General features: G+C 40.6%; 4 protein-coding genes. 1 reads left to right on the top strand and 3 read right to left on the bottom strand.

Going from position 1 to position 22117, the window contains the following annotated elements; all coding sequences use genetic code 11:
• Positions 1-57: 57 nt before the first annotated feature.
• Positions 58-2349, bottom strand: a complete 2292-nt coding sequence (locus PARA125_RS04625) for a hypothetical protein (protein WP_213157570.1) — start codon at positions 2347-2349, stop codon at positions 58-60.
• A gap of 565 nt (positions 2350-2914) precedes the next feature.
• On the opposite strand from PARA125_RS04625, the gene PARA125_RS04620 reads away from it, so the two are divergent.
• A complete protein-coding gene (locus tag PARA125_RS04620; protein ID WP_213157569.1) occupies positions 2915-10762 on the top strand; it encodes a HEAT repeat domain-containing protein in 7848 nt (2615 codons plus the stop codon).
• A 685-nt stretch (positions 10763-11447) separates the two neighbouring features.
• On the opposite strand, the gene PARA125_RS04615 is transcribed toward PARA125_RS04620, so the two are convergent.
• Together PARA125_RS04615 and PARA125_RS04610 are read right to left on the bottom strand one after the other, a co-directional pair.
• Positions 11448-16946 (bottom strand): HEAT repeat domain-containing protein, encoded by a 5499-nt coding sequence (locus PARA125_RS04615; protein WP_213157568.1) that lies wholly within the window; start codon positions 16944-16946, stop codon positions 11448-11450.
• A gap of 342 nt (positions 16947-17288) precedes the next feature.
• A complete protein-coding gene (locus PARA125_RS04610; protein WP_213157567.1) occupies positions 17289-22115 on the bottom strand; it encodes a HEAT repeat domain-containing protein in 4827 nt (1608 codons plus the stop codon).
• Positions 22116-22117 lie beyond the last annotated feature (2 nt).

Here is a 22117-nt window from a genome sequence, read left to right as displayed (position 1 = left end):
TAAGACTGTGCTTGCAGCAGCCAGCGCTCTTCAGAGAGCGCGGGCCTAATAGGTGGCTTATTTCCCTGTTTTTTTTTCATACGCCATTTTTATGGCTTCCAAAAATACTTCGCCGGAATAACCTCCTCCAACAATAGATACGGAGTCATCTTGCTGAACTATCCCGCTTGTGTAGGTTCCTTCCTCACTCATCAACACGTTTTTCGCATTTCCACCTAGCTGACGGTTTTTATCTGTAGCCATTCCTTTTCTGCCTATAGGGACTTGTTTCTCGTCAGATTCTGGAACCTTGGGGGCTACCCGAGACGCTGAAATAGGACTAGAAGGAGGAGCTGAAGATTCCGCTTCTTTTTTTTCTTTTTCTTTATTTAACAAAGGAATCCTTGGATTTTGCCCCCATAGATACCCTTTCTTGTCTAATCTAGAAGCACAAACTAGGCCGATTAATTTAGCACTAAGCGATAAATAAAGCTTTTTTTCTTCTTCAAAGTAACGCTTTTTTTCCTCTTCATTTGAGAAAGGATATAATTGTTGGATTAACTCAAGCGTTTTTTGAGGCTTTTCATTATCTGAAATTTTGTTGTCTGATTTGATGCGATGGACAATTTCTGCTTGGTTATTTAAAAGGGCTAACTCTTCCCTTTTTAAAATGGAATAAGCGTTTTGCCTTACCTGCTTAGATTTAAGATAGCTAAATTTTGGGAGATTCTTTCTTTTTTTCCCTTTCGCTAATGCTTTTATGATCTCTTGAGGGAATTCAGCTTGATGTCCACTAAAGACTAGGTTAAAAATCCTCTGCCCATACTTGGCGGTAGAGTAAGCCACGTCTTCAGGAGAATAATTTTTATGAGTTAGTTCTTTAGTATGCAAAAGCTTAAAGCCTACTTGCTGCAAGGCTGAGCCCAACAAGGTTTGTTGGGAGATGGCAAGGTCTTTAACACCACTTTGCCCATTTACCACATGGTAAACCGCTGAGCGACACACATAGGCTTCGTTGGCAAATGTGCTGGCTAAGATTTGATGAAGGTGATAGTCAGTTTGCAATTGAGCGATCTTTTTAATATTTTCACGCAGAGAACCTTGCAAATCCTTGCATTTTTTTTCTAATAAAGCGCATTTCTTTTTCTTTCTTTCGATCAGTTCTTGAGTGTCTTCATCATCGATACTATGATCGTATTTATTCAAGACAGCTAATTCCTTATTTAATGCTTGCTTTGTTGCCCTTAAATCTTTTAGTAGAGGTTCTTTATCTTTCTTTAAAGCTAGGATATTTCCACGGCAGGTCGTAGATTTTTCTAAATGCTCCCCATATAGCCTGTTAAGAGCCGCGACTGTGATATCTTGCTCACGTACCGGTAAGGGGTCTAATTGCTCTAACTCTTGAATTTTAGCATTTAGTTTTGTTAAATGTTGGTGGTAAAAGTTCTCTACCCCTTGAAAAATGGTATCATAGTCCTTTTGGCAAAGTGAAATGTGGCTTCCTAAGTCGTCTTCAGATAATTCGGATGTAAGTATTTTGCCTAGTTTTTTCTGAGCTTGCTCTTTAAATTCCTGCCACTCTTTTTCTTCCAAGCTATAGCGCAGGGAAAATAAGCTGGCAGCCATTTCTTGCCAGTGCTTCCGTTGTTTATACTCTTTAAAAATTTTGGTAAATTCTTCCTCAGAAAAAAGCCTCTCTCCTTGAATGGAAGGGTTGTTTTCTTCGTCGTGCAAGAATTTCGGGTAGGCTTCTTGATCGTTTGCTAAAGTATCAGTATAGGCATTCGAATCTCGTTGGGAAGAAGAGGTCCTTTTAAATAGTTCTTCCGTAATTTCATAAAAGCCCTCAATCACAGCGTTGGTGATACGCCCTTCAAAATCGGGTCCTCCATTTTTAACTCTTGCGGCTGCATGCTCGAAAAAAGAGTTTTCCCCTTTAAATTCGCTGAGAATAGAGGTGTCGATATCGGAAGTTAATTTGCGACTTCCCGGAGCTTTAATCGCAATTTTGCACTCTTGTGCCCTTTCCAAACCTCTAGGCAATTGAATCGTTTTCGGCGTGACAATAAATTGGTACCAGGTCGCTGTAAAGGTATACCCGCCCTGCGGAGTTTTTGCTAGAACACCAGTAGGCTCGGCAGTTAAGTTAAAATAAGTGGCAGGAAAAATTCTTAAAATTGCTTCTCGGTAGCTAGCATAATCTACTATATCGCGATCCTCGATATGCTCTTGCATCTGCTGGGCAGCCTCTAACTGGGCCCCTCCCTTCAGGTTTATATTCGTGACGTATGCTCTTTTAAGGGTTTCCCAATCGGTATCACCTAACCTTTCAAACCGTTGGATTGCTGGAAAATCGTGTGGAATAGACATAATCAACTCTTTGGCTAAATACTATGGTTAATGAAAATACGCTTTAAAATCTGAAAGGGGCCTTCATTTATTCCCACTCTCTTACTCATTACAAGCGAAAAATTAATTAAAATTTTAGTTTCATGCAAGTTTTTTTAGCTGAAAAACTAAAATCTTAAGAAAGTGCCTTTAGCAAAACTTATGAAAGCCTTTTTTGTTCCCTTATCATTTGCTTGGTGAAAGAAAAAGATAATTTAAATTGGTTGCCTGAGTTTCCAGCCATATATCCATTTTTTTTAAATATCTTGTTGAAAGTCTTCTAGCTTCTACAGATAGCCCTGCGAATATTCCATTTTTTTTCTTATCGAAGGAATGAGGTGCAGGTATTGCTACAATCCTTTTAAGTAGGATTTGTTAAAGATACTTTATCAAAAATTCAGACTTTAGCTAAAAAAACTTGCATGAAACTAAAATTTTAATTAGCTTTTCGCCTTTGATAAACAAGAGAGCGGGAATGAATGAAGGCCCCTTTCAGATTTTAAAGCGTATTTTTCATTAAACATCCTATTTAGCCAAAGAGTTGATTATGTCTATTCCACACGATTTTCCAGCAATCCAACGGTTTGAAAGGTTAGGTGATACCGATTGGGAAACCCTTAAAAGTGCATACACCATGACTATACGTTTAGAGGGAGAGTGCAAGCTAGAGGCTGCCCAGCAGATGCAAAAATATATCGAGGATAGCGATATAGTAGACTATGCTAGCTACCGAGAAGCGATTTTAAGAATATTTCCTGCCACTTATTTTAACTTAAACGCCGAGCCTACTGGCGTTCTAGCAAAAACTCCGCAGGGCGGGTATACCTTTACGGCGACCTGGTATCATTTTATAGTCACACAGAAAACAATTCAGTTACCTACTGGGATACCAAAGTCCGAAAAGTGTATCATTGCGATTAAAGCTCCGGGAAGCCGCAAATTAACTTCCGATATCGATACGTCTATTTACAGTGAGTTTAAAGGGGAAGATTCTTTTTTTGAGCATGCAGCTGCGAGAGTTAAAAATGGAGGACCCGATTTTGAGGGGCGGATTAGCAACGCTGTGATTGAGGGCTTTTATGAAATTACGGAAGAACTATTTAAAAGGACCTCTTCTTCCCAGCGAGGCTCGAATGCCTATACCGATACGTTAGCAAACGATCAAGAAGCCTACCCGAAATTCTTGCACGACGAAGAAAACAACCCTTCCATTCAAGGAGAGAGGCTTTTTTCTGAGGAAGAATTTACCAAAATATTTAAAGAGTGTAAATATACAAAACATGTGCAAGAAATGGCTGCCAGCTTATTTTCTCTGCGCTATAGCTTGGAAGAAAAAGAGTGGCAGGAATTTAAAGAGCAAGCTCAGAAAAAACTAAGCAAAATGCTTACATCCGAATTGTCTAAAGATGGTTTAGAAAACCACATTTCACTTTGCCAGAAGGACTATGACACCATTTTTCAAGGAGTGGAAAACTTATATCACCACCATTTAGCAAAGCTAAATGCTAAAATTCAAGAGTTAGAGCAATTAGACCCCTTACCGGTAGGCGAACAAGATATTCCAGGTGCGGCTTTCAATAGACTTTATGTAGAGCATCTAGAAAAATCTACGACCTGCCGCAACCAGATCCTAGCTTTAAAAAGTAAGGGAGAACCTTTAGTAAAGGAATTAAAGGCAGTAAAGCAAGCATTAGATAAAGAATTAGCTGTCTTGAATAAATATGATCATAATATTGACGATGAAGATACTCAAGAACTCATCGACAAAAAGAAAAAGAAATGCGCTTTATTAGAAAAAAAATACAAGGATTTGCAAAATTCCCTGCGTGAAAACATTCAAGATATAGCGCGTTGGCAAACAGACTACCATCTTCAACAAATCTTAGCCAATACGTTTGCCAACCAAGCTTACGTGTGCCGCTCGGCTGTATATCATGTGGTGAATGAGCAAAGCGGTGAGCACCAGCCTATTTCACAACAAACACTGTTAGGCTCAGCCCTGCAGCAAGTGGGCTTTAAGCTTTTACATACTAAAGAATTAGCTAAAAACTATTCCTCCGAAGAGGTGGCTTACTATACCGCCAAGTATGGGCAGCGGATTTTTAACCTAGTTTTTAGTGGGCATCATGCCGAATTTACAGATGAGATTGTAAAAGCTTTAGCAAAAGGCAAAAAAAGGAGGGATCTACCGAAATTTACTTATCTTAAATCTAAGCAGGTAAGGCAAAACGCTTACAGCACTTTGAAAGGGAAAGAGTTGACTCTTTTAAACCACCAAGCAAAAATTGTCCATCGCATCAAATCAGACAGCAAGACTTTCGACTCCGAAAAGCCTAAAAAAACGCTTGAGCTCATCCAACAATTATATCCTTTCTCAAATGAAGAGGAAAAAAAGCGTTACTTTGAAAACGAAAAAAAACTTTATTTATCACTTAGTGCTAAATTAATCGGCCTAGTTTGCGCTTCTAGGTTAGACAAGAAAGGGTATCTATGGGGACAAAATCCAAGCATTCCTTTACGACATAAATTTGAAGAAAAGAAAGAGAGAGAATCTTCAATCCCTCTTTCTACTCCAACTCCAATGTCTCAGGTAGCACCCAAGGTTCCTGAATCTGTCGAGGAACAGGTTCCTCTAGATAGAAAAGGAATGGCCATAGATAAAAACCGTCAGCTAAGTGGGAATGCAACAAGCGTGGTGATGGGTAAAGGAGGAACATACATAAGTGGAGCGACCCAGGAAGATAGCTCTCTATCTATAGTTGCGGCAGGTTATCCCGGAGAAGTAGTGTTAAAAACGACAGAAATAGCAACTCAAAAAATAGCAGGGCAATTAGCAACTGGAATCTATGAAAAACAACCTCAAGTAAGTAACTCATTGGAACCATGGCCTTCTGATGAGCCTAGCTGCTGTGAACATAGCCTTACAGAGTCCTTTATGGTTCTTTATCCCCATTTATCAACCAAGTTTGAGCCCACCAAGCCCCTAGCTATTGTTAAAGATAATCAGTTAGTAGGGGCAAATTCTCAAATGCATATACACTCTAGCTCTGTCATTCACTACCATGGTACGCCCACTTCTAGGCTGTCAGGGATAGAACTTCAAAAAAGATTAAAGGATTTGCAGCAACTGAAATGCCCTGGTTGCATAAAAGATTTAATTGCGCAAGGGTGTAAATTTTTAAAAGAAACAAAAGAGGAAATTTCTTTGCATGGAGTCTTTTATCTAGCCACAGCTTATGAATTATATCGCACCCTTAACATACAAGAATATAAGTTTGATCGGCAAGCACTAGATGAATACCTGGACAGCTTGGAGGAAAGGTTAGTAAATGAAGAAAACCTACTGCACTATTTTGCCGCCCAGGAAAATCTCAGTATTTTTATCTATCTCTTTGCAGAAAGGCAAAATACGCAATCAGGCCTGAATGTGTTAGCTGGAAAAACAGCTAAAGAAACGCCTTTACATATGGCTATCAGGACAGGATCTATACCTATCGTGCAATTCCTGTTTGATCAAGGAGCGGATTTCAAAAAACTTGATAGTGATCAAAATAATGCTCTGCATCATGCTTGCCGGTCTCAAAAAGATTGTTTCAATATCGTTGAGCTTCTACTGCAACATGATCCAACCCTTAGGAAAGCTAAAAATAGCGCAGGCCAGACACCTTTACACTTGGCTGCATTTGCGGGAAATGCAAAGAGCTTGGAATACTTGCTAGATCAAATTGAAGAACAACTTGAGCTGGACCATCAAGACAAAAAGGGAAACACTCCCCTGCATTTAGCGATCCTGGGGTGGAACGAATCTTCTACTAAAGCCAAGGACCACTATGGCAAAGTCGTGGAAGCTTTGGTGAAAAAAGGAACCAGCCTAAATGCCTTAAACTATGAGAAAAAAACGGCCTTAGAGCTTGCTTATAAAAAGGGAAATGAAGCTATTATAGACGTTTTAGTTCAGGCAAACCTAAGTCCACAATTTCTAGCTAGCTCTCTTCAAAGCTTTTACCTTTCTCACGAAACCCTCTCAATTTTTAGAATCAAAGCAGAGCAAGATTGGGAATTTAAAGTCCCTTTAGAAGAAATTTACGTGCGTTTAGGGATCATCGAGAATGCAGAAAGAAAAATACGCGACCAAGCACTTGGTAAACATACACATTCCGATTCCCTACAAGATGGTCGCATCCTAACTTCCGAGACCATCTTCGAATCTAAGCAGGATATTGAACTTGAAAAGCTCTTCGAACACGAAAGCCTTGCAGAAAAAGAAACTAAAAGAATTTATATCCAAGGTGCAGCTGGTATTGGGAAAAGCACCTTATGCCATTATATCGCTTATCGCTGGGCAAAAGAGGAGCTTTGGCAAGGGACTTTTTCTCATCTCCTTTGGATTCCCCTAAGAAACTTGAGTTTAAGAAAATATCCGGATAGTAAAGAGTATACTCCAGCTGATCTGATTACTAGGGAATATAAAGGCAAAATTGATCGCCGAGTCATCGAAGCTTGCATACACGATCCTGCCTTTCGAGAAAAAACTCTGCTTATTTTAGACGGCTATGACGAACTCTCTTCACAGGCACAAGGAAACACTAGTCTTGCTAAAGCCTTTAAGGAGCTAAAAGAGTTATTTCCCCATATTCTGATCACCTCAAGGCCTGGAAGCTGCTCTTTTGAACGCTCTTGTGAGTTAGAGCTTTTAGGTTTTGATAAAGAAGGCATCAGCCGTTATATCGATAGATTTTTCAAACAAGCTCAAGCAGAAGAAAAAAAAGAAAAACTCTACCATCTATTAAACTCTTCTCCTCAGATTTTGAGCCTGGCTCATATTCCCATTAACTTATCCCTGCTTTGTTGCCTATTTAACGAAGACTCTCAGGTGTTTGATACCGATCAATCGATCACGATGACTGCCATTTATGAGCGCATGGTTAACTGGATGTATAAGTGGTTTCTTTTAAGAAGGATTGGCCAGAGCCAATCTAATCAAACCCAAGAACACATTTTGGCAGAAAAAAACCTGCGCCAAAACCCAGAAGTGGCCAATATTGCGGCCGTTTTTGAAGAGATGGCCGATTTTGCGATGAAAAATAATACCCTTTATCTAAGTAAGCAAGAAATCGATCACTTTAGAGGTAAGGCCATCACTTCTAATGAGCTTATAGATTGTGGACTGATGCGCATTCCTGATGAACGAGGGTATTTTATTCACTTAACCTTCCAAGAGTTTTTAACCGCTTCAAAAGTTGCCAATCAATATCTTACGGGAGAAAATAGGCAAGCATGTCAAAATTTTGTGAGAGACTATAAGCCTAATCCTCGCTATAGTCTAGTTTTACGCATGATTGCCGGTTATATTTCTCTTTTGACTTCAGGTAATCGACTTTATTTAGTTTCAAATCCCCTACAATCCTTCTTTGACGATCTTTTTGCTGAACCTCAAGACCTAGCTATCAGAAGTGAACTCAATTTGATTGCGGAGTGCTTTGAGGAGTGCCAAAATCCTGCTCTGGTGAGGCAGTATAAGAGCTTCATTGAAGTTGTAAAAGACTATATACCACACCTCTCTGGGTTAGGTTTAGGCTCTGAACGTTTGCTCAGGAATAAAAACCTTCTTAATCATCCCCAAATAATAGGGACTATCCGAGGATTACTACTTGGTCTTAAGACGAAGAAAAATATCCTAAGGACCTTAATAAGTCTCGTAGGATCTGGGCAACGGCTAGCTCCTGGAATAGTGAAATCTATTATTAGAATTCTCCACTCTCCGGATGGCGATTCTGTTGCCCAACAATATGCACTTAGTGCCGTAGAAAAGATGGCCAAGCAAGAAAATCAGCTTTCTAATGAGGCGATAGAGATTCTTATCCAAATTCTTCAAAGAGGCGATTCTAAGGCCAAAAGTTCTGCTACCAATGCTCTAAGAGCAGTGGCACAAGGCAAAGACAAGCTTCCTAAAGAAGTGTTAAATACCCTTCTTCAAGTTTTCAAAGAGAAGAATCATGCTGCAGGAGTATTTATTGTTAATGGCATAGGAGCTGTAGCACAAAACAGAGGGGAACTTGCAAAGGAAGCATTAGATGCCCTCATCCAAATTCTTCAAAGAGGCAATTCTCTTGAAAGAATGGGTGCTGTCCATACCCTAAAAACATTGGTACAACAAGAAGGCGAGATTGCTAAGGAAGCACTAGACGCTCTCATACAAGCACTTAAAGAAGGCGATGAAGGGACTAAAGGTTATGCTGCTAATGCCCTACAGGCCATAACAAAACAAGGTGGAGAGCTTTCGAGAAAAGCTCTTGATGCTCTCATCCAAATTCTTAAAAAGGGCGATCCTTTAGCTAAAATGAATGCTATGGAAGCCTTGTTACAACGAGGAGAGAAGCTTTCTAAGGAAGTGGGAGATGCTTTCAACCAAATTCTTAAGGAGGGCAATGTTGAGGCCAAAAGGTTTGCTGTTGATACTCTAAAAAGGATAATAGGACAAGGAATCAAACTTCCTAAGGAAGTGGTAAACATCTTTATCCAAATTCTTAAGGAGAACGATTTTGAGGCCAAAAAGTTTGCTGTGGCGGCCTTAAGAGCAGTGATGCCACAAGAGAAGAAGCTTCCTAGAGAAGTGCTAAATATTTTCATCTCACTGCTTAAGGAGGGAGATCCTTATACCAAGGGATTTGCTGCCTATGCTCTAGGAGTACTGATACCAAAAGAAAGCGAGCCTACTAAGGAATTAGTAGAGGTTCTCATCCAGCTTCTCAAGGAAAAGGATTCTGTTACAAAACGCTATGCTGCCGACCTCCTAGGAACAGTAGCAGAAAATCAAGGCAAGCTTCCCAAAGAAGCCGCAGATGCTCTCATCCCCATCCTTAAAGAAGGCCACCCTGCTACAAAAAGTTGCGCTATTGAGAGCTTATCAATAATGGCAAAGCTAGGAAACAAGCTTCCTAAAGAAGCCTTAGATGCTCTTATCCAAATTCTTGAGAAGGGCGAGCATGGTGACAAAATGCATGCTGCTGATGCCCTTGGAGCAGTGGGGGCTCAAGGAGATGAGCTTGCTAAAGAAGCCGTAGATGCTCTTATCCAAATTCTTGAGAAGGGCCAGAACGGTGACAAAAGGCATGCTGCTGATGCCCTTGGTGCAGTGGGGACACAAGGAGATGAGGTTGCTAAAGAAGCAATAGATGCTCTCACCAAACTTCTCGAAGAGGAGGAATATGTTACCAAAAGGCATATCATTCATGGTCTAAAAGTAATGGTAAGGCTAGGAGGCAAGCTTTCTAAGAAAGAGATAGGCGCGCTTATCCAAATTCTCCAAGAAAACGATCCTGCTGCCCAAGAGCGTGCTGCCGACACTCTAAGAGTAATAGTAGAGCAGAAAGATAAGCTTCCTAAAGAAGCAGTGGATGCTCTCATCCAATTCCTTAAGAAGGCCACCTCTACTCCCAAAAAGCCTGCCGCTCACGCACTAGGTAATAGGCCAGAAAGCGGAGGCAAGCTTCCACCAATGGAAGTTCTTCCCCAATACATCAATCGTGGTGGGCTTGATGCCCTACATTCAGTAGCAGCCAAAAATTTTGCTATTAATGCTTTAGGAGCGGCAGCACAAAATGGGTGCAAGCTTCCTAAAGAGGCCGTAGATACTCTTATCCACTTCTTGAAAGAAGGAGATTCTAACACCAAAAAATGTGCCACCAATGCTTTAAAAGCAGTAGTGCAAAGCAAAGGTGAGTTTACTAAGGAAGTAATAGATGCTTTTAGCCAAATTCTCAGGGAAGGCGACCTTAATGCAAAAAAACTTGCTGCACATGCCTTAGGAGAAGTGATACAAAGCGGGGGAAAGCTTCCTATAGAATCGTTAGTTGCTCTTATTCGCATTTTTAAAGAAAGCGATTTTGATACTCAAACGCATACTGCCAATGCTTTAGCAACAATGATAAAACTAGAAAAAAAGTTTTCTAAGGAAGGGATAGATTCTCTTATCCAAATTCTCCAGGATGGCAATTCTGTTGCCAGAGGAAATGCGGCCTTTGTGCTAAGAACAATAGCGATACAAGAGTGTGAGATTCCAAACGAAGCGCTAGCTACTCTCATACGAATTTTCAAGGAAGGTGATTCTGATGCTAAAAGCTTGGCTATCTCTATTCTAGAGGCTATCCATAAAAAAACTTTATTAAAAATGGCCATAGAGGCGTTTCCTTTGATCACTAGGGTTTGTTTCTTTACGGAGGATAGCTTTTCAATTAAAGAGCAAAAGGTTCAAATTTCTGACAAAAGGGAAGTTTATTTCTTGGAAGATAAGCACATGCTTAGCTATGAGGAAATAAGAAAAAAGCTACCTAAGGAGCTCGCTGTATGGCGCAAACGGCTAGATCACCTTAGCTCTAGGGAAAGTTCTCAATGACTCCCATTATCGAAGCTGATGTCAAAAAGGAGCTGCTACCGCAGCACTTAAACGTACATCCATAATAGAGGAGCCGGAGATTTTTTGAATTAGCTTCACATTATAACGGAGCTATCCATACACCCTCCTACATCCTGATGATAGGAATAACAAGGATTCGCTTGATGCTGTTAACGTTAAAAGGAAAGATTAAAGCTAATAGTCACAGCCTTAAATGTGGAGGCCAGCTTCTGTGGCTAGCTGCCACGTATTTTGAGCTTAGCCTTGCCGATGATCCCCAAATACATTGCAAGGCTGTTTGGCTAGCTTCTCCTCGAACAAAACAAGGCATTAGAAGCTGAGCTAGGTTTTATTTTTTGTTCGGAAATTTAGCTGATATCTTTTATTTCCATTTCTTCCGCTTTCATTCATCTTAGTATGAGGAGAATTGCGTAGACTAGCATTTAATTGCCTCTGTAGCACAAAATATATTTCCATGGGCTTTTGACATATCCTTAAAAAATCTTTATTTTTTAATGCCGATTCTTTAAGGATACTTTGAGTCAAGCCTTTTTCATTTTTTAAACAGGCTTAGGCACTTTTAAGGCACTTTTTTATTGAGAAGCTCAGATTAAAAGACTTAACCTTTTGCGCCATGTTTTAAGAGCTGCAATAGCAACCTCTTTTAGTATTGATTGATGGACTCTTAAGAAACCTCAGTCGGGCTAAGACTGTCTAGTCGCGCCCGCCATATAGCAAGCTCCAAAGGTAGTTGTTCCCTTATTTCCTCGTAGGTGAGCGTTAACCTCTCTTCGCATGCATAAGTTATTCTCTTGTCGGAAATTTGCGCTCGCTGGCCTTTAACTGAAAAGCTGCTCTTTGTAAAGAAACAAACTTTAGCGATTAAAGCAAAGGCCTTACGACTCATTTTTAATAATGTGTCTTTATCCACTTTTTGTAGAGCATCGGTAGCATAGGCTCTAGTCTTTCTATCGCCTTCTGTGAGAGTTTCGATGAGAGCGGCTAGTACTTCTTTCGAAAGCTCACTTCCTTGTGTTGCCATTGTTTCTAGAGCACTAGCAGCCTCACCTTTAGCCAAATTATCTCCTTCTTTGAGAGTTTCGATGAGAGCAGCTAGTACTTCTTTCGAAAGCTCGCCTCCTTGTATTGCTATAGCTTCTAGGGCATTAGCAGCCCAGCGTTGAGCATTACTATCGTCTTCTTTAAGAGCCTGGATGAGAGCCGCTAGCCCTTTTTCCGGAAGCTCGCCTCTCTGTTCTGCTATTGCTTTTAGGGCAAAAGTAGCCCAATCTTTAGTCCTTCTATCTCCTTCTTTAAAAGCCTGGATGAGGGCCACTAGTCCTTCTTTCGGAAGCTCATATCCGTGCATTGCTATTATTCCTAGAGCTCTAGCAGCCTCACTTTTAGCCAAGTTGTCTCCTTCTTTGAGAGCTTGGATGAGAGCGGCTAGCCCTTCTTTCAGAAGCTCAATTCCTTGTTTTGTTATTTCTCTTAAACCCGAAGCAGCAGAACGTTTAGTCTCTCCATCGCCCTCTTTAAAGGCTTGAATGAGAGCCGCTAGTCCTTCCTTCGGAAGCTCACCTCTCTGTTCTGCTATTGCTCCTAGGACAAAAGCAGCACAATCTTTAGTCCTTCTATCTCCTTCTTTGAAGGCCCGGATGAGGGCCACTAGCCCTTCTTCCGGAAGCTCATATCCTTGCCTTGCTATCGCTCCTAGAGTGCCAGCAGCAGAACTTTTAGTCTCCTCATCGCCTTCTTTAAAAGCCCGGATGAGAGCAACTAGCGCCTCTTTCAAAAGCTTATCTTCTTGCTGTCCCATTCTTCCTAGAGCACTATCAGCATAACCTTTAGCCAGGCTATCTTCTTCTTTAAGAACTTGGATGAGAGCCGCTAGCCCCTCTTCTGGGAACTCACCTCCTTGTGTTGCTATTGCTCCTAGGGTGCCAGCAGCAGAACGTCTAGTCTCTTCATCGCCTTCTTTAAAAGCCTGGATGAGAACCGCTAACCCTTCTTCCGGGAACTCGTCTCCTTGTTCTGCTATTGCTCTTAGGACAAAAACAGCATAATCTTTAGTCCTTCTATCGTCTTCTTTGAGGGCCTGGACGAGGACCGCTAACCCTTCTTCCGAAAGCTCACCTCCTTGTTTTACTATTGTTCCTAGAGCACTAGCAGCAGAATCTTTAGTCCCTCTATCGTCTTCTTTTAGGGCTTGGATGAGAGCTGCTAAGGCTTCTCTAGCAAGCTCTCCTTCTTGCTTTGCTATTGTTCCTAGAGCGCTAGCAGCACAATCTTTAATCTCGCTATCACCCTCTTGGAAGGCTTGGATGAGGGCCGCTAACGCTTCTCTAGCAAGCTCTCCTCCTTGTATAGCCATTGCTCCTAAGGCCTTAATAGCACAACTTTTAATCAAATTATCACTTTCTTTAAGAACTTGAATAAGAGCCGCTAGTGCTTCTTTAGCAAACTTGCCTCCTTGTATTGCCACTTCTTTTAAGGCATAGGCAACACAATCTTTAGTCAAATTGTCCCCTTCTTTAAGAGCTTGAATGAGAGCCGCTAGCGCTTCTTCGGAAAGCCCACCAACATGGTTTATTATTGTTCGTAGGGCACTAAAAATACGAACTTTAGTCCTTCTATCGCCTTCTTGGAAGGCTTGGATGAGAGCTGCTAATGCTTCTTTCGGAAGCTCACCTCTTTGCCTTACTGTTTCTTCTAAAATATAGCTAGCAAGCCTTTTAGCTTTGGAATCTTTTTTAGGATCCTTAAGCTCTTCAACAATCACTCCTATTATTTCTGAAGTTAAGCTTAGTCCGGCTCCCTCAGTACGTACTAAGATTTTTAGCATGTTTTGATTTGTCTGTGGATCGAATAACAATTCGGTGATAGTACGCACTATTTCGGGATGATTAAGGAGATTTTTATTGCTGAGAAATCGTTCAAACCCTAAGCCTTGTAAACAGAGATACTTCATATAGTCTTTCAAAAGCTCAATAAAGCCATCATACTGCTTCACTACGGTAGGATCTTGACACTCTTCAAAACAATCTGCAATTAAGACAAGCTCGCTATTGATAGCTAAGTCGTGCGGCATAGCAAAAAGATCGTCAAAAAAAGACTGAAGCGCCCCCCCATAGCGGCGATTATTTGAAGTAGCCAGAGAAAGGCTGCCGGCAATCATGCGCAAAACGAGAGCGTAGCGGGGCTCAAACTTGTAATTTTGTACAAATGCTTGGCATGCCTGTCTTTCTCCTGTAAGATATTGATTGGCAACTTTTGAAGCGGCTAAAAACTCTTGGAAGGTTAAATGGATAAAATACCCTTTTTCTTCCGCTTCGGGGATGCGCATAAGCCCGCAATCTGCAAGCTCATTAGATGAGATTTTGTTACCTCTAAAATCTTCGATTTCTTGCTTACTTAGATAAAGGGTATTATTTTTCATCGCAAAATCGGCCATCTCTTCAAAAGCGGCCGCAATATAGGCTACTTCTGGATTTTGGCGCAGATTTTTCTCTGCCAAAATTTGCTCTTTAGTTTGTCTGGATTGTCGTTGGTCAATTCTTCTTAAAAGAAACCATTGATACATCCAGTTAACTACCCGCGCGTAAATAGTGCTCATCGTAACAGTTTGTTCATTATCAAAGATCTGTGGATCTTCATTAAAGAGACAACACAGAAGAGTTAAGTTAATAGGAATTTGTGCCAGACTTAATACCTGGGGAGAGGCGTTTAATAGATGGTAGAGTTTTTCTTTTTTCTCTTCGGCTTGAACGTGTTTAAAAAATCTGTCTATATAACGATTAACGCCTTCTTTATCAAAGCCTAAAAGCTCTAGCTCACAAGAGCGCTCAAAATAACAGCTGCCAGGCCTTGAGGTGATCAAAATATTGGGAAATAACTCTTTTAGCTGCTTGAAAGCTGCTGCTAAGCTTGTGTTTGCCTGGGCATCTGCAGAAAGCTCATCATAACCATCTAGAATAAGAAGAGATTTTTTTCTAAAGCTATTATCACTTTCATCATTTACATCATTTAGGCAAGCTTCAAGTACACTACGAGGGATTTTTCCTTCATACTCTTTTGCTATCAGGTCAACCGCGGTATACTTTTTATGATCAGGATATTTCCTCAAAGTTAAATTCCTTAGGGGAATCCAAAAAAGGTAAGTAAAGGAGGCTTGCCAGAGTTGCCCTTTTGCCCAGCGATAAGCGATGTAGTGGCATAAGGTACTCTTACCAATACCAGCAGTCCCTTGAACGTAAATTTTTCGGGCTTCTTGTTTAATAGGGGGCGCGTATCCAAAAAGCTGTTCGATTTCAACCTTTTCTTTGGGCTCGAGAATAGTTTCATAAGTCGGAATGCGAGCATCTTGTAAATATTCGGAATGCCCATTCGGAATTTGGTCGCAGGTATTCCTTCCCTTGTGCTCAATCATGCCTAAGCGCACGTAGATTTCTTCTAAAGGAACTTTAAATTCCCAATTTTGCTGCGCTTTAATTCTGAAAATAGAAAGGGTTTCTTGAGAAAGGTAACAATCTTGAAGAAAGCTAACCAGGATTTGTGGACTTAGTTTGGCTCGAACTAAAGCCTTTGTGATAATTTTATTTTCAAGGATAAGAGCTAAGACCGTTTGTTTTTTATGATTTAAGGTATGGAGGTTAGCTCCTTTTTTTACTAAAGCTACAATAATTTTGGCATAATTCCCCGCTACCTGTTTAGAAGAGCTTCCTTTTCCAATAATCGCCAAATGCAAGGGGGTATTTCCATCTTTGTCTTGATGATCCAGCTTAGCCCCTACTGCAAATTGGCCTAGCAAGTATTCCACACTTTTCTCATTGCCTGTCAATGCGGCTAAGCGTAAAGGGGTCTGGCCATCCCCATTTTTAGCTTCCATAAGGGCAGGCTCGTATTGCAGCAAAATGCGGACGAGATCCTCGCAATCTTTCTTTGACTGACAAGCGTGATGCAGAGCATTATTCTGTAAGCTGTCTAGTTTTTTTACATCAGCTCCCTGCTCAAGTAGAAACTGCACAATTGGTATAGATCCGCTCTTAATAGCTATATGTAAAGGCGTTTCTTTGGCTAGGTTCCCGGCTAGGGTGTCCATGTGAGATTTTATATTTGGCCTTTCAGCAAAAAGATAGATAAAAATGCTTCTATTTTCATGAGTCGCAAAATAATGCAGTAAACTTTCTCCTTCTTTTAAGCTGTTCTCCAGCTTGCCTAGATATTGATTAAGTGCTTGCCGCTCAAAACTATATTCTTGTATGTTAAGGGAGAGATGTAGTTCATAAGCGGTGGCTAGGTAAAAGACGCCATGCAGAGCAGCTTCCTCTTCTATTTCTTTTAAAAATTTATGCCCCTGCACAATCAAATCTTTTATGCAGCTAGGGCATCTGAGTTGCTGCAAATCCTTTAGCTTTTTGTGAAGCTCTGCTTCTGATAACCTAGAGGGCCGCATCCCATAGTGAATAACAGAGCTAGAGTATATATGCATGTGAGAATTTGACCCTGCTAACTGATTATCTTTAACAATAGCCAGAGGCTTGAGGGGCCCAGGTTGGGTTAAATGGGGATAAAGAGCCATAAAAGGCTCTTTAAAGCTATGTTCGCAGTAGCCAGGCCTATCAGAAGACCATTCTACCAATGGGCTACTTCCTTGAGATTGCTTTTCATAAACCCCTATGGCTAATTGCTGAGCTGTTTTTTCATTACAACCTGCCATAAGGGTGGCTTGAGAATAGTCTTGCTGAACTGCATTGCTCACCCTAACTTCTCTTTTGCTCATCACTAAGCTTTTTGCATGCTTGCCGAGCTGGCGACCAGTATCCACAACAAGCCCTTTAATAGATTCAGGGGGAGTGCAATTTGGAGAAGCTTGGGAAGCAGAAGGAGGAACTGGCCGCGCAGTCGCAAGCGCAGCGTTTTTATGTTTATATTTACTTTTAGCAAAATCATAGATGGCTACACTAACATTTCCTATTACGGGTATGAGCAGCACAACACAGCGAGAAAAGCCCTTTTGCTGTAAATAGGTGTAATAATGGCTATTTGAAATGTTTGCTTTTTGCTTTGCCGGAAGCACCGCGCATTTGTGGAATAAATCGATCAAGTTAGCGATGGTACTCAACCCAGGGATATAGTCAGATACTTGGTCTGCTTTTACTAAAAAGCTAGCATTTATGCGCATTGTAGTTATCTTATCTAGTTATTAGAAAAAATATTATATTTGCAGGAAAGGTTAAGAGTCAATGACAAAGGAAAAAAACTAAACACCAATTAGCAAATTATTTTTTAAATATTTTTTAGAAAGGCTTAGGCCAATAATATCGTTTATTTGATCCATTAATTATCATAACTTATCTTTTAAACTACTTCTCTCTCATGATCTACTGAATTAAATAAGGAAAAAGCGGCTATCCCATTTTGTAATACGCCCTTAAAGGTTGCTAAAAAGAAAAAGGCTTGGCATTTTTTCTACACGCTCGAAGAGGGATGATAGCAACTTCTTTTAGTATTGATCGATAAGTTCTTAAGAATTCTCAGTTGCGCTAAGATTATCTAACCTTTTTCGCCATACGGCAAGCTCTAGAGGCAGCTGTTCCTTTATTTCTTCATAGGTAAGCTTTAATGTATGCCCGGATAAACAAACTGCTCTTTTATCGGAAACCTGAAGTTGCTGGCCTTTCACTGAAAAGTTATACTCAATAAAGAAACAAACTTCAGCGATTAAAGCAAATGCCTTACTACTCATCTTTAATAATGCATCTTTATCAACTTTTTTTAGAGTGTCGACAGCCCAAACTTTAGTTGTACTATCGCCTTCTTTGTGTGCTTGAATGAGGGCGGCTAGCACTTCTTCTGGAAGCTCGTCTCCTTTTTCAGCTAGCTCCTCTAGGGCACTATTAGCGCAAAATTTAGTCATCCCATCGCCCTCTTTAAGTGCATGGGTGAGAGCTAGTAACGCTTCTTTCTGAAGCTCACCTCCTTGTCTTGCTATTTCTCCTAGAGCACTAGCAGCATAAATTTTATTCTCTCTATCGCCTTCTTTAAGAACTTTGATGAGAGCAGCTAACGCTTCTTTCTGAAGCTCACCTTCTTGTTTTGCTATTTCTCCTAGGGCATAAGCGGCAGAAGCTCTAGCCCCTTCATCGCCTTCTTTGAGAGCTTGGATGAGAGCTGCTAGCACTTCTTTCGAAGGTTCTCCTCCTTGTTTTGCTATTTCTCCTAGGGCATAAACGGCAGAACCTCTAGCCCCTTCATCGCCTTCTTTGAGAGCTTGGATGAGAGCTGCTAGCACTTCTTTCAAAGGTTCACTTCCTCTTTTTGCTATTGCTATTACCGCTCTAGCAGCAGAGCGTTTAGCCTCTCTATCGCCTTCTTTCAAAACTTGTATGAGAGCTGCTAGCACTTCTTTCGAAGGTTCACCTCCTCTTTTTGCTATTGCTATTACGGCTCTAGCAGCAGAGCGTTTAGCTCTATCGCCTTCTTTCAAAACTTGTATGAGAGCAGTTAACGCTTCTTCCGAAAGTCCTCCTCCTTTTTCGGCTATTGCTCTTAAGGCACTGGCAGCAGAATGCTTAGTCTCTCTATCGCCTTCTTTCAAAACTTGGGTGAGAGCAGCTAACGCTTCTTCCGGAAGCTTACATCCTTGCATTGCTATTGCTATTAGGGATCTAGTAGCAGAACGTTTAGTTTCTCCATCGCCTTTTTTCAGGGCTTGGATGAGAGCAGCTAATGCTTCTTCCGGAAGCTTACCTTCTCTTTTTGCTATTGCTCCTAGAACCCAGGCAGCCAAATATTTAGTCTCCTCATTGCCTTCTTTAATAGCTTGGGTGAGAGCAGCTAACGCTTCTTCCGGAAGCTTACCTTCTCTTTTTGCTATTTTTTCTAGAACACAAGCGGCAGAACTTTTAGTTTCTACATAGCCTTCTTTCAGGGCTTGAATGAGAGCAGCTAACGCTTCTTCCGGGAGCTTACCTTCTCTTTTTGCTATTGTTTCTAGAACACAGGCGGCAGAACTTCTAGTTTCTCCATCGCCTTCTTTCAGGGCTTGAATGAGAGCTGCTAACATTTCTTCCGGAAACTTACACCCTTGTTTTGCTATTGCTTTTAGGGCACTCGCTGCATAAACTTTAGTCCTCCTATTGCCTTCTTTCAAAACTTGGATGAGAACAGCTAGCGTTTCTTTAGGAAGCTCGCCTCCTCTTTTTGCTATTGCTATTACGGCTCTAGCAGCAGAATGTTTAGTTTCTCTATCGCCTTCTTTGAGAGCTTGGATGAGAACAGCTAATATTTCTTCCGGAAGCTCACCTCCTCTTTTTGCTATTGCTATTAGGGCTCTAGTAGCAGAATGCTTAGCCTCTCTATCGCCTTCTTTGAGAGCTTGGATGAGAACCGCTAATGCTTCTTCCGAAAGCTCACTTCCTTTTATTGCTATTGCTCCTAAGGCACTGGCAGCAGAATGTTTAGTCTCTCTATCGCCTTCTTTGAGAGTTTGAATGAGAACCGCTAATGCTTCTTCCGAAAGCTCAACTCCTTGCCGTGCTACTTTTTTTAAAACATAGGTAGCAAGCCTTTTAGCTTTAGAAGCTTTTTTAGGATCCTTAAGCTCTTCAATGATTAATCCCACTATTTCTGAGGCTAAGCTTAGTCTTGTGCTCACAATGCATAGTAAGAGTTTTAGCATATTTTTTTTTGTCTTTGGGTCGGATAGCAATTCTCTAACAACACCCACTATTTCGGGATGGTTAAGAAGATTTTTGTTTCTAAGTAATTGTCTAAATCCTAAGCCTTTTAAACAGAGGTATTTAATATAGTCTTTTACAAGCACAATAAAGCCTTCGTACTGCTTCACTACGGTAGGATCTTGGCACTCTTCAAAACACTCAGCAATTAAAGCAAGCTCGCTGCTGACAGCTAAGTCTTGTGGTGCGGCAAAAAGATCGTCAAAAAAAGACTGGAGCGCATCCGCATAGTAACGATTACTTGAAGTAGCAAGGGAAAGGCTGCCGGCAATCATGCGCAAAACGAGAGCGTAGCGGGGTTCAAACTTGTAATTTTGTACAAATTCTCGGCATGCTTGCCTTTTCCCTTTAAGGTATTGATTGGCAACTTTTGAAGCGGTTAAAAACTCTTGAAAAGTTAAATGTATAAAATACCCTTTTTCTTCCCCTTTAGGGGTACAAAGAAGCCCGCAATCTGTAAGCTCGTTAGAGGTGATGTCATCGCCTCTAACGTCATCGATCGCTTCCTTGCTTAAATAAAGGGTGCCTTCTTGCATAGCAAAAAAAGCCATCTCTTCAAAAGCCGTGGCAATTTTGGCCACTTCTGAATTATGGCGTAGGTTTTTCTCTTCAAGAATTTTCTCCTTGGTTTGTGTAGATTGGCACAAGTCAATCCTTCTCAAGAGAAACCACTTGTACATCCAGTTAACTACGCGTGCATAAATCGCACTCATAGTAATGGATTGTTCACTATTAAAAACCTGTGGGTCTTCATTAAAGAGACAACAAAGAAGGGTTAAATTAATCGGAATTTGGGCCAGACTTAAAACCTGAGGGGAGGTGTTTAATAAATGGTAGAGTTTTTCTTTTTTCTCTTCGGCTTGAACGTGTTTGAAAAATCGGTCGATATAACAAATGACCCCTTCTTTATCAAAGCCTAAAAGCTCTAGCTCACAGGAACGTTCAAAAGAGCAGCTACCAGGTCTCGAGGTGATCAAAATATGGGGAAATAACTCTTTTAGCTGCTTAAACGCTGCAGCTAGGCTTGTGTTTGCTTGGGCATCTGCAGAAAGCTCATCATAACCATCTAAAATAAGTAAAGTTTCTTTTCTAAAGGTAGCATCATTTAAGCAAGCTTCAAATACACTACGAGGGATTTTTCCTTCATACTCTTTTGCAATTAGATCAACCACAGTATACTTTTTATTATCGGGGTATTTCCTCAAAGTTAAATTCCTTAAAGGAATCCAAAAAAGATAAGTAAAAAGGCCCTGCCAGAGTTGCCCTTTTGCCCACCGATAAGCGATGTAGTGGCATAGGGTACTCTTACCAATACCAGCAGTCCCTTGAACGTAAATTCTTTTAGTTTCTTCTTTGCTAAGGCATTCATGCTCAAAAAGCTGTTCGATTTCAATCTTTTCTTTGAGCTCGAAAATAGTTTCATAAGTCGGAATGCGAGCATCTTGTAAATACTCGGAATGTTTATTCAATCTTTGGTCATCAGTGTTTCTCTCCTTGCGCTCAATCATGCCTAAGCGCACATAGATTTCTTCTAAAGGAACTTTAAACTCCCAATCTTGCTGTGCTTTAATTCTGAAAATAGAAAGAGTTTCTTGAGAAAGATAACAATCTTGAAGAAAGCTAACCAGGATTTGTGGACTTAGATTTGCTCGAACTAAAGCCTTTGTGATAATTTTATTTTCAAAGATAAGGGCTAAGACCGTTTGTTTTTTATGATTTAAGGCATGTAGGTTAGCTCCTTTTTTTACTAAAGCTACAATAATTTTGGCATAATCCCCCGTCACCTGTTTAGAAGGCCTTCCTTTTCCAATAACCGCCAAATGCAAAGGAGTGTTTCCCTCTTTATCTTGATGACCCAACTTAGCTTGTACTGCAAGCTGTCCTAACAAGTATTCCATACTCTTTGCATTGCCTGTCAAGGCGGCTAAGTGTAAAGGCGTCTGGTCTTCGCTATTTTTAGCCTCTATAAGTGTAGAATCATATCGCAGTAGAATGTAAACGAGATCGGCGCAATCTTTTTGTGACTGACAAGCGTGATGCAAAGCATTATTCTGTAAGCTATCGAGTTTTTTTACATCTGCTCCCTGTTCAAGTAAAAAATTTACGATAGATATAGACCCTGCCTTACTAGCCACATGTAGAGGCGTTTCTTTAACTATTTTTCCAGCTAAGACATTAAGGTGAGATTTTATATTTGGCCTTTCAGCAAAAAGATAAATAAAAATGCTTCTATTTTCATGAACCGCAAAATAATGCAGTAAGTTCTCTCCTTCTTTTAAGCGGTTCTCTAGCTTGTCTAGATATTGATTAAATGCCTGTCCATCAAAGATACCTTCTTGGATATTAAGGTTGCGATATAATTCATAGGCGGTGGCTAAATAAAATACGCCATGTAAAGAAGCCTCTTCTTCTATTTCTTTTAAAAGTTTATTCCCTTGGACAATTAAAACTTTTATGCAGTGCAAACACTTCAATTTCCGCAAATCGTTTAACCTTTTGTGAAGCTCTGCTTCTGGCAATTTGGAGGATGGCCCTACATGATATTGGTTAACAGTCTGCTTCATTTTCAATTGAGCATGTTGGCCCAATAAAGAGATATGGTCTGCATTCATCG

Source organism: Parachlamydia sp. AcF125, from assembly GCF_018342475.1.
In the GTDB taxonomy this organism is placed as follows: Bacteria; Chlamydiota; Chlamydiia; order Chlamydiales; family Parachlamydiaceae; genus Parachlamydia.
The sequence above is the reverse complement of the archived record's forward strand: the minus strand, read 5'-3'. Positions and strand labels throughout refer to the sequence as shown.